This window comes from Microcystis sp. LEGE 00066 (genome assembly GCF_015207925.1).
Taxonomy (GTDB): Bacteria; Cyanobacteriota; Cyanobacteriia; order Cyanobacteriales; family Microcystaceae; genus Microcystis; species Microcystis ichthyoblabe_A.
Genome location: NZ_JADEVX010000007.1, coordinates 1 through 15,626, shown reverse-complemented (window position 1 = coordinate 15,626; position 15,626 = coordinate 1). Strand labels below are relative to the sequence as shown.

Here is a 15,626-nt window from a genome sequence, read left to right as displayed (position 1 = left end):
TAGGAAGTTTTCGTTTTGGCTCCCTGTTCCCTGCTCCCCAATTCATAATTCATAATTCATAATTCCCACTTCCTCTAATCCCTGTTCTCCTATACTTTTTAAACAAGATTTAGTATCACTATAGGTGGGAGAGAGTCACAAATATTAAGAGGAACCTAAAAAATGAGTCTAAAACTTTACTTTTTGCGTCATGGCGAAACCACAGCCAGTCAAACGGGTAGTTTTTGCGGTCGATTAGACTTGGAACTAACCCCGGCCGGCTATGAAATGGCCAAGGATTTCGCCCTTGCCTATCGAGATGTGCCTTGGACAGGGATCTATTCCAGTCCCCTCAAACGCACCATGGCCACGGCCACCCCTTTAAGCGAACTCTTAAGTATTCCCATCCACAAACGGGAAGGATTAAAAGAGATTGCCTACGGCCAATGGGAGGGAAAAACCGCAGCTGAGGTTAATCAGGAGTTTCATGATGATTATGTGCGCTGGTTAGCAGATCCAGGCTGGAATTCTCCCACGGGGGGCGAAAAAGGCATCGATATCGCTCGTCGTAGTTCGGAGGTATTAGAGGAAATCGATCATCATCACGATGATGGCCATATTTTGATCGTTTCCCATAAAGCAACGATCCGAATCGTGTTATGTTCTCTTTTAGGCATTGATATCGGCCGTTATCGCGATCGAATTGCCATGCCCGTGGCCTCGGTGACGATCGTCGAATTAGCCGAACATGGTCCCCTCTTTCAAGTCATGGGCGATCGCTCTCACATCCGCAATGACCTGCGCTCCCGAGCGGGAACCTAACCAGTCAACAGCAACCAGGGAAACCCCGGATTTGGTCTCCTGAAAAACTATGTGCTTGATGTTATATTTTCTGCGACACGGACAGACAGCCTATAGCAAAACGGGAGGATACTGTGGTACTCCAGAAAATGATCCCGGTTTGACGGCCGAAGGCATCGAAATGGCGGAAGAATTCGCTGATGTCTATCGTTCTTTACCTTGGCGTGCGGCCTACGTCAGTCCCCTCCAAAGAGCTATTCAAACCGCTAAACCTCTCTGTGAAGCGGTGGGACTGAAATTAGAAATCCGGCAGGGATTACAAGAGATCGGTTATGGTCTTTGGGAAGGAATGCACCCCAACGATATTGACCATCAATATCATGATCTCTATGTACGCTGGTTGACGGATCCCGCTTGGAATGCTCCCCCCAACGGGGAAAGGGGCATCGATATCGCCCGTCGTTCCGCAGCCGTTTTGGAGGAAATTGAACACACCCACAGTGATGGCAATATCTTGATCGTTTCCCACAAGGCCACCATCCGGATCATGCTCTGTAGTCTGATGGGCATTGATGTGGGCCGTTATCGCGATCGATTTGAAATGCCCGTGGCAGCCGTCAGTATCGTCGAATTAGGCAGTCGTGGCCCGCTTTTCCATGGCATCGGTTTACGTTCCCACCTCAGTGAGTACCTGCGTTCTCTCCCCTGCACCTAATCAGTTATCAGTGATCAGTGATCAGTGATCACTGATCAGTGATCACTGATCACTGATCATATGTCAGTTTTCATACTCAATCCAGTTATTAAAAACTGATTATCTATTCCCTCTTTTGCCGTTTGCCTCTTGCTTTTTGTCTGTCCTGATATGTAGCCTATACTCAACGGATGGCCGTATCAGGTCACTGATTACTGTTTACTGTTTACTGGACGGCTACGCCGTGCCTTTGGCAACACTGAAAATACTCCCCACTTCCAATTTATGCCCAAAATCCATCACTTTGAGCTATTACCTTCCACTAATACTAAAGCGTGGGAATTATTAGAGTCGGGGGAAAATCCGCCTTTTGTGGTGACCGCTAGTCAACAAAGTGCTGGGAGAGGACAATGGGGACGGGAATGGATTTCTGAACCGGGAGGATTATATTTATCTTTGGCTTTAAATCTTGATTTAGAGGTGGATAAATCTGCCCATCTCGTTCTCGCTACAGTTTGGGGCATCGCTTATCACCTGAATTGTCAAGAAATACCTGTTAAAATCAAATGGCCGAATGATTTAGTATTACTAGGGCGCAAACTAGGGGGAATTAACCTAGAAACCCGTATTCAGGGTCAAAACATCCCGCAAGCAGTCATCGGAGTGGGCCTCAATTGGACTAATCCTGTCCCCCCCACGGGTATTAATTTACAAGCTTTTACTGGCAATAAAATCACCTCGATCGCTCAGTTAACTTCTCTCACCAGCGATGCTATCCTATACGGCTATGAATATTACTGTCATCACGGCATAAAAGCCCTATTAGATTCCTATTTAGAATTTTTTGCCAATTTTGGTCAAAAGATAGTTTTCGAGGGCTATCAGGGCATAATAACGGGGGTAAGCAATCGAGGGGAATTAAAAGTTAAATTAACCTCGGACAATGCCAGTAGTGAAATCTATATACCGGCAGGTAGGGTCAGTCTCGGCTATAATTGAGTCTAAATATTTTTTTGACTAAACTGTGAGAAGTGAGGCCGCCCTATGTATCCTTCATCGGTGATATTGAAACTTTTCCTCGGAAAATCCTTAAAAAAGAAGCTGAGTTTATGCAGTGGTCTCGGTTTAGTGGTCAGCGGTCTGATTACTCTTGCTCCCAATGCGATCGCTAATTCCGAAACTGGCAGCGAAACCCCGGTAGTGGAAAATCCCGCCCCGACTCTGAAAGCCCCTGTTATCAAAGAAAATACTAATCCTGCCCCCCGTCTGGCTATCCCCGAAAACCATCGAACCGATATGCCTACCCTTGCCCCCCGGGCCGGCGGTAAAAATAATTTTATCGATACTAGAAACTTTAACCCCCCCAGTTCCGTTGTTGTCACCGAGCGCCGCAGTGGTTGCCAAACCATCGCCCAAAATGGTCAACTGGTAGGAGGTAGCTGTAATCTGGCGGCCCGGGCCTCCCGTCGTCAGCCGGTCAGCACTGTGGCCAAACCCTTACCCCCGGTTAATCTGGCCCGGGTACGTCTCAATCCTAATCCGGCCGTGCGAGTAGGACGGCAGCCCCGAAATCAGCCGGTTATCGCTAATAATTCCCTGCGTCGTTATGCCCCCACTCTCGTCGCTTCTAGCTCCCCGGTACGTCTGGCTGCCCCGACGGTGATTCCCAGTCAGGTGGTGGCCCTCAATCCCCCAGAATGGAATGGCGTAAAATTAGCTTTGGCCCCGGTGACTCGTGCGGAAGTGGAGGCAATCAGCGAAGCGACCACCTATAAGCGGGCCACCCGTTTAAGTCCCACGGATTCTAACCAAACTCAACGCACCGATTTACTTTTTCCCCTCGCTCTTCCCGCCCAAATTACCTCGGTTTTCGGGTGGCGAAATCATCCAGTCAGCGGGAATCGGGCCATGCACGCGGGTACTGATTTAGGCGCACCGATGGGAACACCTGTATTAGCCGCCTACGCGGGGGAAGTGGCCACCGCCGACTGGTTGGGAGGTTACGGATTAACGGTGATTTTGCGTCACCTCGATGGTAGTCAAGAATCTCGTTATGCCCACCTTTCGGAAATTACCGTCAAACCGGGAGAATGGGTGGAACAGGGAGCGGTTATCGGTCGCGTGGGTAGTACGGGAGTTTCTACTGGTCCGCACCTACACTTTGAATGGCGACACCTAACCGAACAGGGTTGGACCGCCGTAGATGCCGGTTTACATCTAGAATTAGCCCTCGATAATCTGGTACAGAGAATGCAAATGGCCGCAGCCACTGACCCTAATCAGAATTGAATGGTGAGCTAATTAATAGAACATCTTTGGTGGGAATTAAAATCTCTCGTGAAAAAACTCGCCCCGAAAAGGGAAGAAGCCTTAAAAGCTATCTTACATCTTGGCTTGATGCTAGTAAGCGAGAAACACTCGAGAAACTATTTCCCCCATTGCTGTTATTATGCCTCTCATACCATTTTTCTAAAGTAATGGCAGAGATGGTTAATTACCCTCACCCCGAACCCCTCTCCCAGAAAAGGAGAGGGGAGTGGGATACCTGCCACGAATAAAGAAAAATGGTATCAGTTCTGCAAAGTCCTGCAATTACTTGAGCGACTTTTTCAGCAAACCCTACCAAATAATGAAAAACTTTCTAGACTCAACTAACCGAGGGGAAAAAAATAATTTCCTCATCCCCTTTGCCTATGTGCTAGGAGTGGCCCTACCCTTTATTTTGGTCTATTTTCTCCCCATTTATCACGTTACCGATGTCTTCCAATTTAGTAGATGGGGGGATTGTCTCGCAGCAGGTAAAGTATATATGGATTGTCCTCGCAAAATCCCAGACTATTCTAGTATAGGTGTACTAGCAAGTGGCGGAGTAATTGCGGCGATAAAATCCCTATTGGGAATTAGCGAAAAAACCGAAGCTATCTACTACTTCCGTTTTTACCTAGCGTTTGTTGACGCTGTCATTTTTCTCCTTCTTACCTACCTAGCGAGAATCTTAAAATTCAAACGCCCCGTAATCATCGGTTTAACCATTACCCTAGTGCTATTTCTCTGGGCGGCAGGTTCTCTCTGGGGACAGATTGACAACGTAGGCTTATTATTTTGCCTCTTGGCTACCATTGGTTTCTTCCAATCTTGGAGTGAGAAAAACACCCTGCTCAAAAATATCCTCTGGTTTCTCATCGGGATGTTTAGTTTAGTCCTATTCATTCTCACTAAACAACTTTTTATTTTTTCCCTACCCTTTTTTGCCCTAGTTATCCTGACCACAGGTTACAAATTCCAGCAAAGATACCAGACTAAAGGCTTAATCTGGCTGGGAGCAACTCTACTTTTAAGCCTCGGATTTTTCCTCTACCTAGATAGCCTATTTGCAGTTCCCCTCAGACTGATTCAGTCTAGTTTCCTCTTTGTCTTAAAGTCTAGTGTTGCTCAAGGTGACAAAATCTCAGGAAATGGCTTTAATATCTGGATATTTCTCGGTTTAGAACCGGGCGCTTCCTCCTTAGTACCTTTTATGGATTTGCAACTGGGTAGCTGGAAAAAAGGTATCAGTCCTCACCAAGCAGGGTTTTTACTCTATGCTGGTTTCATGGGTTTTCTTCTCTGTACAGGTTTAATCAAGATTTGGCAAATTCTCGCCACCAAAACCGAGGCGATTAGCCCTAAATATAATCCTACCTATTTAATGGCACTTCTCTGCCTTTTCCACGGACTAAGTTACCTAGGTTTTAATATTCTTCTCAGTGGCACTCATGAGCGCTATCTCTATATAGGTTATCCTTTTATTTTGATCAGTGTTATCTGGCTCTACTATCAGGATTTCCTGGTATCCAGACGCGCCCTACTCGCCTCTTTATTTGCTGCTTTTGCCTACGGTTGTTTTCTTTACTCCCAAATATCTAATGCTTATGTGGCACAAGCACAACAGTATTTAGGTTTTCAACAACCACCGAATGTTCCCTTATTACCCAAGTTCTTCTTTATCTTTGAAAGACATCAGTTTCTAGGTGCTGTTCATCTATTCTTGCTAGTTTTCCTAGTAGATATTTGGCAACAGCTAAGTAAAAGACAGATTGTTCTTCCTAGTTCCGATAAGTGAACATCAATCGCCACCGGCAAAAGCGCCTACAAACACTGACTCTAATCAGAATTAATTTGTTTTGGGTTACAAATATAGCGGTTTTTGGAGCTTAAAAAAGCATTGTTGAGCTTTTGCCCAATTGATGCGTTTTCATACATTCGCAGCCTTAGTAATATCAAGTTATACTAAATCCGTTGAGTAACGCACAGAAAACGGGTTTCTGCTGTTGCGTGCGAAACTGAAGCCGGTCAATACTTTCGAGAACTTCCCGCAGGTTGTACCCGCTCTGAAACTTATTCCGCACCCCCGCAAAAATTTCCCTGATTTTAGCCCCGAACGTCCCCGGTTCTGCGTATTCCTTGAATCCCTGAAAGTAGGGAAATAGGTCGCTATTGACGAACTCGATCAGATCGTCCCCCACCTTGGCGGTTTTCAGCAGTTCACCCCTTGCGTCCTTGGGGTAGGCCCAATTCGACCAGCGATAGGGTTCGTCTAGTAACGGATCGTAGTCTTCTTCTGTCAATAATGCCCGATTCTGGCGATCGACCTCCAGATCGTCGAGATATTTCAAAAAGAGAATCCAGGATATCTGTTCCGCGTAATCCAACTCCGTCGCGCATCCCGCCTCTTTTCGGAGAATATCGTCGATATTCTTAAATGTCTGCTCGAACATAGGAAAAAGATTAGATACTCTCAAATCTTACCTCGATCGCTCCCTTATCCTGAGCATAGATTTGTAAAAAGGCTGAAAATGCTTCAGCCTCGTCTAAAAAATCAGATTTTACCATCAAAGTTAAGGAATAGGATTAGCCCGCTCCTTGCTTGCTAGGGTTTCGGCAACAGCTTCCGTCTTACCAAAAGCAATTCGGAGGAAGGGAGGAGCGAGAAAAGTGGTCAGGATTACCATAATAATAATCGACACTTCCAAAGGCTTATCCAAAATTCCGCTGGCCGAGCCAATCCCAGCAAAAACTAAACCCACCTCACCTCGGGGAATCATACCCACACCGATGGCGAGGCGATTGATTCCAGATATACCAAAAACTGCCCAGCCCGTCACCAGTTTACCGATAATCGCCACAACCATCAAAAAGACAGCGATCAAAAGTCCAGCCCGATTCTCCGGTACCGTTGGGTTTAAAACACCGAGATCGGCACGCGCTCCCACCGTCACAAAGAAAATCGGTACAAGCAAATCGGCGATCGGTTTAATTAACTCATCCAACTCGTTGCGGGTATCGGTTTCATCAAGCACCAAACCGGCGGCAAAGGCCCCTAAAATCGCTTCAAGATGAATAGCATTGCCTAAAAATGCCATAAAGAAAGCGAAAACAAATGCGGGAATAACAATATTTCCCCGAGTTTTCAGCCGCTCCACGATCGCCACAAAACTTTTGTTAAAAATACCTCCCAACAAAATTGATCCGATTAAAAAGGCCGTGGCACTGACGATCAGATAAATAACATTAACCACATCGATTTCACCGGTTTTGGCCAAACTAGCGACCACAGCCAGAACAATAATACCGAGGACATCATCGATCACCGCCGCACCGACGATAATTTGCCCTTCTTTGGATTTGAGTTGACCTAACTCGGACAACACCTTCGAGGTAATACCGATACTGGTTGCTGTCAAGGCAGCCCCTGCAAAAATCGCCGGGATAGCCGCCACATGAAAGACGAGCATTAACCCGGCTGTACCTGCCGCAAAAGGTGCCGCAACCCCCACACAGGCCACAACCGTGGCTTGAATTCCCACTTCCTTGAGTTGTCGCAGGTCGGATTCTAGGCCAATTTCAAACAGCAGAATAATCACACCGATTTCAGCTAGAACCGAAATCACTTCACTTTGGGACTCAAAGATCCGGTCTACGGCAGCCGGGGCCAATTGATTCAATCCTTGCAGTACCGTCATAATCAGCGAGTCCGAGGCCGATAGCCCCCCTTCGGGAAAGATGACCAGATGCAGTGCCGAAACGCCGACGATCACACCGGCGACCAGTTCTCCCAGTACGGGCGGAAAATCCAATCGTCGGGCGGCCTCCGCGCCGAGCTTGCTGGCCAGATAAATCACCACCAGCGTCAGCAATACCCCGGAGAGAATAATCGGTGAATCCTCGGCCACAACGGTGGCGAGCAAGGGGATCGGAGTCATGGGAGCCGCTATCTCCCCGATCGAAGGAGGCAGAATATGGGACAAAATCATGAGTTTAAAGGAATGAGGGTTAAAGATTTTAGGTGGTCATAAAACTGGGGGATAGGAAAAAGGGCCACCGCCCAAGGACAGTCAAGCTGGGGATGGGGTTGCCCAGATCAAGACAAGCATTAGTTGTTTAGTTGATTAACCTCAAAATCCTCTGGTTCTTGGTGAGGATGGGTCTTGACAAAAGTTACCGCTTGTTGTAGGGCGATGGTTCTGTCCATTAGCACATGATCGGGGGGGAGTTGGGCTAAAATGCCGAGACGTTCCAAACGATGCTGGATTTTGCTGGTGGCACCAACGATAAAGACTTGTAAACTTTTATCGATCGCATCTTTAATCGCATTTTCGATCGCTAAAGAAGCTGTCACCCCTAACAAAGGCACATCACTCAAGTCCAAGATTAAAACATCCGCTTCCTTCATGGCTGTGTGTTCCCTGGCGATCGCTTTCGAGACTCCAAAGATCATCGGACCACTGAGATAAAATAGGATGATGCGACCGTTAGCTTGGTTGAGTAACCTTTTTTCTTCTGGACTTAGGAGAATCTCGTCATCGTTATCGGTGATTGTTTTCACTTCCTGCGCTTGCAGTTCACTGAGGCGATCAATGGTGAGAATATTAGCAATAAAGACCCCCACACCCACAGCAACGATCAGATCGACGAATACTGTTAATAACAGTACACCGTACATGATTAGCGTCCCTTTCAGAGAAATCTTGTGGGAGCGTTTCAGGAAACTCCAGTCGAGAATATCGATCCCCACTTTTAGGGCAATCCCCGCTAATACCGCCATGGGGATACTCTTAGTTAAACCGGCGGCCCAGAGAACGACGACTAATAAAATTAAAGCGCGAGTAATGCCAGAAAGGGCAGTGGTCGCACCGGTTTGAATATTGACGACAGTTCCCATCGTGGCCCCAGCACCGGGTAAACCGCCACAGATTCCTGATACTAAGTTACCAATACCTTGACCGATCAATTCTTTATTCGATTTGTGTTCGGTACGGGTCAAACTATCGGCAATTACCGCCGTTAATAGGGTATCAATACAACCCAACATCCCTAAAACTGCCCCATCCACCAACATTGTGATCATTTGGGCAGCACTAAAGGTGGGCATTTGCAAGGTGGGTAAACCCACGGGAATATCCCCAATCCGGCGAATTTCAGCACCTTGGAAGAAAAACAGCGAAATCAGAGTTCCTATCACCAAAGCTAATAACTGAGGGGGGACAAAACGCTTGAATTTCGAGGGCATCAGGAAGATGATCGCCAAGGTGATCGCCCCCAGAATGGCTTCAGGGGGATTGATATTAGAGAGTAGTTCCGGGATTTTCTGCACTGTGCCTAAAACCCCTCCTTTGGGGGCGGCTTGCCCTAAAAAGGGCGGAATTTGTAGAATAATCAGGATTACCCCGATCCCAGACATAAAGCCAGAAATAACGCTATAGGGCATCAGGGTGATGTATTTACCCATTTTGAAGATACCGAACAGAATCTGGAAAATGCCCGCTAACATGACTACCGTAAAGGCCATGGGTAGGCCTAATTCGGGATTTTTGGCGGTTAAACTGGCCACGATCGCCGTCATTACTACCGTCATCGGCCCCGTCGGTTCCGAAATTAACGTGGGGGTGCCACCAAAAAGGGCAGCAAAAAAACCCACACAGACAGCACCGTACAAACCAGCGATCGCCCCAGCCCCAGAAGCTACACCGAAAGCGAGAGCTAGAGGGAGAGAAACGATGGCAGCTGTTAGACCACCGAATATATCGCCCCGCAAATTGTCAAAATGAATACGATTGGTTATTTCCATGAGAATCCAACTGAGCAAAGGGTTTTTTGCCATAACAAAACCGGCGGTTGAGAGACCAGCCTTGATAGACAAAAGTTTATGGTTTTTAAAGATCGATTGTTATAAATCTATACTAGAACGGATATCTTGACAAGCAAATTTTATAAATTGAGTTTAAATCGATATATCTTTACAAAAGTATTGATTTAAACCTATGATATAAGCGGGGTGGGGAGGTTTTTACTCGTTCCCCTCCATTCCTGCTTCTGTTTAGCAAAGCTCCTCAAGGCAGTAACAGAAGTGTAGCTCTCTAGAGGCCTCTCTTGATTCACGCCACTTTACATCAACTGATTGTCTTTGAAGCGACCGCTCGTCATGGCAGTTTCACCAGGGCTGCTGAAGAACTATCGATCACCCAACCCACCGTTTCCACCCAGATGAAACAACTGACTAAATCAGTGGGTTTACCCTTATTTGAACAGATAGGCAAACGTTTGTATTTAACCGAGGCCGGACGCAGTTTATTAGTCACCTGTCAAGCAGTCCTCAAGGATCTTGATAACTTTGAGATGGCGATCGCCGATATCAAGGGCATTAAACAGGGTAAACTGCGTTTAGCGGCGGTATCCACAGCCCAATATTTAATCCCTCAGATCCTAGGTCCTTTTTGTCAACAGTACCAAGGGGTGGATGTGTCCCTAGAATTGACCAATCACCAAGACCTAGAAACAAGGATGATCAATAATGTTGATGACCTATATATTTTAAGCGAACCCCCCCAAGAGCTAAACCTGGAGATTCAACCGTTTCTGGAAAATCCCCTTGTGGTTATTGCTCGCAAAGATCACCCCCTAGCGGGACAGAAAAAAATTCCAATTAAACGACTGCAAGGGGAACCTTTTATTATGCGGGAAATGGGATCGGGAATTAGACGGGCAGTACAGCAAATTTTTCTCGACCATGGCATCACCGTATCTCTGCGTTTGGAAATCGGCAATAATGAAGCCATTAAACAAGCGATCGCTGGTGGTTTAGGAATTTCAGTTCTGTCTCAGCACGTCTTAAATTTAGATCCTCCCAATGGGGAATTTACCATCCTTGACGTGGAAGACTTTCCCATCCAACGCCATTGGTATGTGGTTTATCCCAAGGATAAAAAACTATCCGTGATCGCCAAGACTTTTCTTGATTATCTCCTCTAAGGGGAATTAGGGGCATAAGTAGGGTCTGCTGAAAAAGTTTTTCGTGGGGGCAGGGTGTGGGGTGTGAGGTGTGGGGTGTAGGGTGTAGGGTTTTACCCATTTTCAGAGGGTCAATTACCTAATTTTCAGGGAAAAAGTGCCTAAATTTCCCGCCCGATCCCCCCAATGTCTGGCACTTTTTGATGGGAAAAAAGTCTAAAATTCTTATCCAACAAGGTTTTTAGATTTATTCAGCAGACTCTAAGTACCCACAGACTCCCGATCAAGTTGAGTTCGGTAAGCGCAAGCGCTCGATCTATCTCCCATCCGAAAAGGTGGAGAATGTTCGAGAACTCGATCGCCTGGGAAAACCGATCAGCGAAATCCTCAAGGCGATCGATTCTCCCAAAACCCGCAAGGATTTAATCGTCATAAATGCGGCACTCTAAGGCATCGGGATTGGCTTCGCAGTAAGCCTGAAATGAGTTACTCCCCTGTTTTTTGGCCCGTTGATGGGAGGCTTCGGCCTGGAGTTCCTCAACCACATCCCAGGCCGCGGCACAATCGGGAGAGGTCTCACCCTTGGCCGCGCAAATTGCCCGTGCGTCTTCCCGGGCTGCTTCAATTTCATCTTCAATGAACAACCGCTTGGGCTTTTCGACAAAATCGCTCTTGAAGAGAATATCACTGACAGAAATAATACCCAGTAAAGTTTTACCCTGAATCACGGGGGCGCGGCGAATGCGGGTTTGAGCAAATAACCGGGCTACATATTCCACCCCCAGTTCGGGATTGACAACCACACAGGGCTTGGCCATAATTTCATAGACCCGCATAGTTTTAGGATCGTGGCCAAAGGCCGCCACTTTGTAAACGATGTCGGTTTCGGTGACAATTCCATAAGGATCCTGTTCATGGCGCGGTTCGACAATCAAACCCCGCAGTTTTTTTTCTTTCATCAATTTCACGGCATCGGCAACCGTTGCCGAACCACGAATGGTGACAACGTTTTGGGTCATAATTTCTTGAGCTTGCAGCATATATGGTTTGGTTTGGTTAAATGAAAGAACTGGTATAAATGCAAAAGTTGACTAGGGTTGCCCCGATAGCAATTTCCTAGACTCTTGTGGGCTGAGTGCCACTTTGAACACAGATGACAAAGACCAATGGGCGATCGCTGGTTGGTGCTGGGGCGGCATGGCCGCAGCTGTGTTCCCCTGAATGCCTGGAGCATAGGCCTCCAGCACAGCGCCATTTTGCCAACACATGGCGATGAAATAATCACACACTGGGCATTCCGTCTGAGCAACCTGTCGGGCCGGACACTTATATCCTGCGGGTAAGCGATCGCTCAAGAGCCGTTGAGCTACGCTGCCACAGTTGGGACACCGAATTTCTATAAGCTTGTTCATCGCCATACCTCAAAATTGAATAGTGGTGTGAGAAGGAAAGAGTCAACGTCGGACGTTTGCCCAGAGTGTTCGTTCGTGGTGGAAGACTATAATTGTCGTTCTACGGCTGCCGTAAATTCTTCATAGGGTTTAACCCCAACTAATGTTTCTATCAATTCCCCCTGTTTAAATACCATGACAGCAGGAATACTTCTAATCCCAAAGCGTTTGGCCACGGGTTTGTTACTGTCCAGGTCAAGTTTGAAGACTTTGGCGCGATCGCGATAGTCATCGGCCAATCGATCGATCAACGGTGCCACCAGTTTGCAAGGTCCACACCAGGTTGCCGTGCAATCTACCACCAACAGAGATTCACTCTTTAAGAGGGAATCAAATTCAGTTTCATCTTGAATAAATGTAGCCGTACCCATGTTTATATCTCCAAATTGATGCTGTGTAACTTAGGACAAATTCTCTGCTCGCTGGGTTTTACAAGATAAATTCAGCTTTGAACCGCTCCTCATCTAAAAATGCTTGGCCTTTGACCCTTTAACTTTGTCCGCCTCCCGGGGGTATCGTCTATAGTTTGGTTGTCCCAGACATCGATGGTGACATCTAGTCCCTGCTCATGCGCGGGTTTTACTTTGCAAGTCGTCATCGGCTGCCCCCAATCAAAACAAATTTGCGACGTTAAGTTGCGATAATATGGTTTTGCAAGTTGTTGCATTTAGATACCCTATGACAGCGACCCCTTCCAAAGATTTATCTGCCTGGGAGCGGCTAGAACAAGGCAGACAAGCAAAAGCAAGCAACGGTGGTTATGCGGGCTACGGCTCCCCTGCCTTTGGACAACGATCGATCGATGGTGAATTAGTGGATGATCCGGAAGAGTGCCGGGTCATTGAACTGATTCGCCGTCATCACAAATCAGGGAAATCCTTGCAGAAGATCGCCGATTGGCTTAATGAACAGGGCTACACCACCAAACGCGGTCTACCATGGCAGCGTATTTCCGTAAAGCGAGTGCTGGATCGACTTTATGGAAAGGTGTCCAGAATTTCCGGAGTAACCCCTCAGTCCGAGCATAACTCGGAAGTACTCACCCCAGCGTCTGGTGATGCCGCTCCTGAAACCATTAGAGGCTGAATAACCCCTAAATAAAAAGTTTCAGGCTTTAACCTGTTACATCCCTCTATGATACACCGAAGTGGGTCTAAAATCTTTACGAGTTTAATAAAAATTGTAACAAAACGTTACATCTTTTAGGAAAAAGTTAAATGACGCTACACTTTGAGATAGTTTTAGAACGGGTTTTGGCAACTCTGAGAGTCTGGGTTCTTTGCCCAGTGACTGTTCTGTCTATCTTGTCCTTTGCGATCGCAGGATGGTGCTGATGTCCCTCGATACACCTCTGAGTTGGGCCCCTGATCTGGAAAAGGCGATCAATCGCCAACCCTTGACGGTGCCGCCAACCACTTCCCTAGCAGATGCGATCGCCATGATCGGTCAGGCCCATAGTCGTCTGTGTTTGCTCACCGATGACCTATCCCCTCTAGCTGCTCCAGCCGGAGAGGTGCGTGTTAGCTGTCTGCTGGTGGTGCAAGGACAAGAGTTATTAGGAATTTTGACAGAACGGGATGTGGTGCGACTCACCGCCCAAGGAATTAACCTGACTGAGACAACCGTTGCTGATGTGATGGTGCATCCCCTGATCACGTTACCCCAGCAATCTGCTCAAGACATTTTTGCTGCCCTGTTTTTGTTTCGGCGCTACCGCATTCGCCATTTGCCGATTGTGGATGACCAAGGACAATTAGTCGGGGTGATATCCCATGAAAGTATTCGCCAGATATTGCGTCCGGCCAATCTATTGCGATTTCGTCGCGTATCGGATGTGATGACCAGTCAAGTGGTACAGGCCCCACTCACCGCCACAGTCCGGCAATTGGCCCAGTTAATGGCGGAACATCGTGTCAGTTGTGTGGTGATCACCCAGAGAAATTCCGAAGATAATGACTACCCCGTTGGTATTGTGACAGAGCGAGATCTTGTCCAGTTTCAAGCAGTTCAAATCGATCTGCACAAAACTAGGGCCCAGACGGTGATGAGTACGCCCTTATTTCTCCTCAGTCCCGAGGATTCCCTGTGGACGGCCCATCAGGAAATGCAAAAACGGCGGGTGGGGCGTTTGGTGGTTTCTTGGAACTGGGGTCGGGGGTTGGGCATTGTTACACAAACCAGTCTGTTAAGGGTTTTTGACCCGATGGAAATGTATGGGGTGATTGAAAATCTACAACAAACGATTCAACAGCTAGAGTCCGAGCGATCGCCCTCCCTTCCTTCTCCACCGGCGGACTTATTGCCCCAACGGACCCGCACCCCATCAGAAAAAGACATCGCAGGCGATCGCGAATTATTACTTACCTTGCTGGACAATGCCTACAAAGAGGTAAAGTATATGTTGGCTAACTTAGATATTGTCGTCGAGCAGCGGCGATCTTTGCTTCAATCTGTTCTCGATAAGCTTGAGTACCTCGGCCGTGAAATTAGCTCTTAGTAAGCTGTTCGGATCTCTTAGGTTTGCTGGGTAAAATGTATTCTAAGATACATTCCTCCTAGCGAGGGAGTGGAAGGAACCACAAAGACACAAAGGACACAAAGATTGATCGATCATAGAGTAAGTTAAACTTATCACACAGAACCTAGAAGCTCCTTGTATTGAGTGATAAAACCGAAAGTAACGCCCAATTTTAGGAGAAAGTTTCCCCTGAAAAATCCCAAATTAGTAGATTTACAAAAATGAGATGCACCCAATCAAAGGCACATCTATCTTATACTTTAATAAGTGCCTAAGCAAAATTAATTACACATTTCGATAAAGCTTTTGCCTCTTGCCCTCTGCCTTCGTTATAACCACTCACTTAATAGGATAGTTACACAACGTAAAAATTGGCTAATTCAGGAGTTATTATTATGCTAGACCAAATGATGAAGATGTTAGAAGGGCAACAAATAGGCCCCTATCGTCTTAATAAGTTTCTCGGTGCGGGTGGTTTTGGTGGTGTATTTCATGCTAGTGAAATGGTCAGAAATACATCGGTTCAAGAAGTTGCCATTAAAGTTATCCCCGAAAGTAGCGATGATAAATTAATTGAATTAACAAATGCCAGAAAGTTAGAACATTCTAATTTAATTAAGGCTTATTCAGTGGGGGAATTTACTTTTCTCAATACAGAAATGCTTTATTTAGTCATGGAATTGGCACAGGGTAGCCTAGAAAATCACATCGCCAAAGGCGGTTTGTCAGCGGATGAGATTAAAAATATTACTGCTCAAGTCGCCCAGGGCTTAAATTATCTTCATGGATAAAATAAAGTCCATCGAGATTTAAAACCGGGTAATATCCTCAAGGTTAATCAACAATACAAGTTAGCAGATTTTGGCTTAATTAGAACTTTAAATAACAAAAGCCACACTCAAACCGTCCACAATAG

Annotated in this window: 14 protein-coding genes and 1 pseudogene; 9 read left to right on the top strand and 6 right to left on the bottom strand. The window is 46.6% G+C overall.

The genetic code is table 11. The features are described 5' to 3' along the window. Positions 1 to 162: 162 nt before the first annotated feature. The 5 genes from IQ224_RS02100 (at position 163) to IQ224_RS02080 (ending at position 5,576) form a co-directional block, all read left to right on the top strand. Positions 163 to 801: a histidine phosphatase family protein gene (locus IQ224_RS02100; protein WP_194032464.1), complete on the top strand. Its 639-nt coding sequence runs from the start codon at positions 163 to 165 to the stop codon at positions 799 to 801. Between the two features lie 49 nt (positions 802 to 850). Beyond that, positions 851 to 1,495, top strand: a complete 645-nt coding sequence (locus tag IQ224_RS02095) for a histidine phosphatase family protein (protein ID WP_002765895.1) — start codon at positions 851 to 853, stop codon at positions 1,493 to 1,495. A gap of 264 nt (positions 1,496 to 1,759) precedes the next feature. Beyond that, a complete protein-coding gene (locus IQ224_RS02090) occupies positions 1,760 to 2,473 on the top strand; it encodes a biotin--[acetyl-CoA-carboxylase] ligase (RefSeq protein WP_002746081.1) in 714 nt (237 codons plus the stop codon). A gap of 45 nt (positions 2,474 to 2,518) precedes the next feature. Further along, on the top strand, positions 2,519 to 3,763 hold the full coding sequence (locus IQ224_RS02085; RefSeq protein ID WP_194032463.1) for a M23 family metallopeptidase: 1,245 nt from the start codon (positions 2,519 to 2,521) through the stop codon (positions 3,761 to 3,763). A 340-nt stretch (positions 3,764 to 4,103) separates the two neighbouring features. Next, a complete protein-coding gene (locus IQ224_RS02080; RefSeq protein WP_194032462.1) occupies positions 4,104 to 5,576 on the top strand; it encodes a hypothetical protein in 1,473 nt (490 codons plus the stop codon). A 157-nt stretch (positions 5,577 to 5,733) separates the two neighbouring features. Here IQ224_RS02080 and IQ224_RS02075 read toward each other — a convergent pair whose 3' ends face one another. The 3 genes from IQ224_RS02075 to IQ224_RS02065 form a co-directional block, all read right to left on the bottom strand. After that, the gene (locus tag IQ224_RS02075; RefSeq protein ID WP_002746088.1) at positions 5,734 to 6,231 is read right to left on the bottom strand and encodes a type I restriction-modification system subunit M N-terminal domain-containing protein; all 498 of its coding nucleotides are present in this window, start codon (positions 6,229 to 6,231) and stop codon (positions 5,734 to 5,736) included. A gap of 120 nt (positions 6,232 to 6,351) precedes the next feature. Then, positions 6,352 to 7,767, bottom strand: a complete 1,416-nt coding sequence (locus IQ224_RS02070) for a cation:proton antiporter (protein WP_036401971.1) — start codon at positions 7,765 to 7,767, stop codon at positions 6,352 to 6,354. Between the two features lie 119 nt (positions 7,768 to 7,886). Further along, on the bottom strand, positions 7,887 to 9,581 hold the full coding sequence (locus IQ224_RS02065; RefSeq protein ID WP_002746092.1) for a SulP family inorganic anion transporter: 1,695 nt from the start codon (positions 9,579 to 9,581) through the stop codon (positions 7,887 to 7,889). A gap of 302 nt (positions 9,582 to 9,883) precedes the next feature. Between IQ224_RS02065 and IQ224_RS02060 the strand changes: the two genes are divergently transcribed. Next, entirely contained in the window at positions 9,884 to 10,762 is an 879-nt protein-coding gene (locus IQ224_RS02060) for a LysR family transcriptional regulator (protein ID WP_002746095.1), read from the top strand. A 401-nt stretch (positions 10,763 to 11,163) separates the two neighbouring features. On the opposite strand, the gene IQ224_RS02055 is transcribed toward IQ224_RS02060, so the two are convergent. From IQ224_RS02055 to trxA, 3 genes are all read right to left on the bottom strand, one after another. Then, a complete protein-coding gene (locus IQ224_RS02055; RefSeq protein WP_002746099.1) occupies positions 11,164 to 11,781 on the bottom strand; it encodes a CP12 domain-containing protein in 618 nt (205 codons plus the stop codon). A 51-nt stretch (positions 11,782 to 11,832) separates the two neighbouring features. Beyond that, positions 11,833 to 12,159, bottom strand: coding sequence for a hypothetical protein (locus IQ224_RS02050; RefSeq protein ID WP_194032461.1), 327 nt, complete (start codon positions 12,157 to 12,159; stop codon positions 11,833 to 11,835). 80 nt (positions 12,160 to 12,239) lie between these two features. Next, on the bottom strand, positions 12,240 to 12,563 hold the full coding sequence (gene trxA / locus IQ224_RS02045; RefSeq protein WP_002790944.1) for a thioredoxin: 324 nt from the start codon (positions 12,561 to 12,563) through the stop codon (positions 12,240 to 12,242). Between the two features lie 274 nt (positions 12,564 to 12,837). On the opposite strand from trxA, the gene IQ224_RS02040 reads away from it, so the two are divergent. The 3 genes and pseudogenes from IQ224_RS02040 to IQ224_RS02030 form a co-directional block, all read left to right on the top strand. Beyond that, positions 12,838 to 13,278, top strand: a complete 441-nt coding sequence (locus IQ224_RS02040) for a recombinase family protein (protein WP_194032460.1) — start codon at positions 12,838 to 12,840, stop codon at positions 13,276 to 13,278. 238 nt (positions 13,279 to 13,516) lie between these two features. Then, complete coding sequence (locus tag IQ224_RS02035; RefSeq protein WP_194032459.1) at positions 13,517 to 14,689, top strand: CBS domain-containing protein; 1,173 nt, start codon at positions 13,517 to 13,519, stop codon at positions 14,687 to 14,689. Between the two features lie 416 nt (positions 14,690 to 15,105). After that, positions 15,106 to 15,626: pseudogene (locus IQ224_RS02030) on the top strand (protein kinase); the annotation flags it as partial.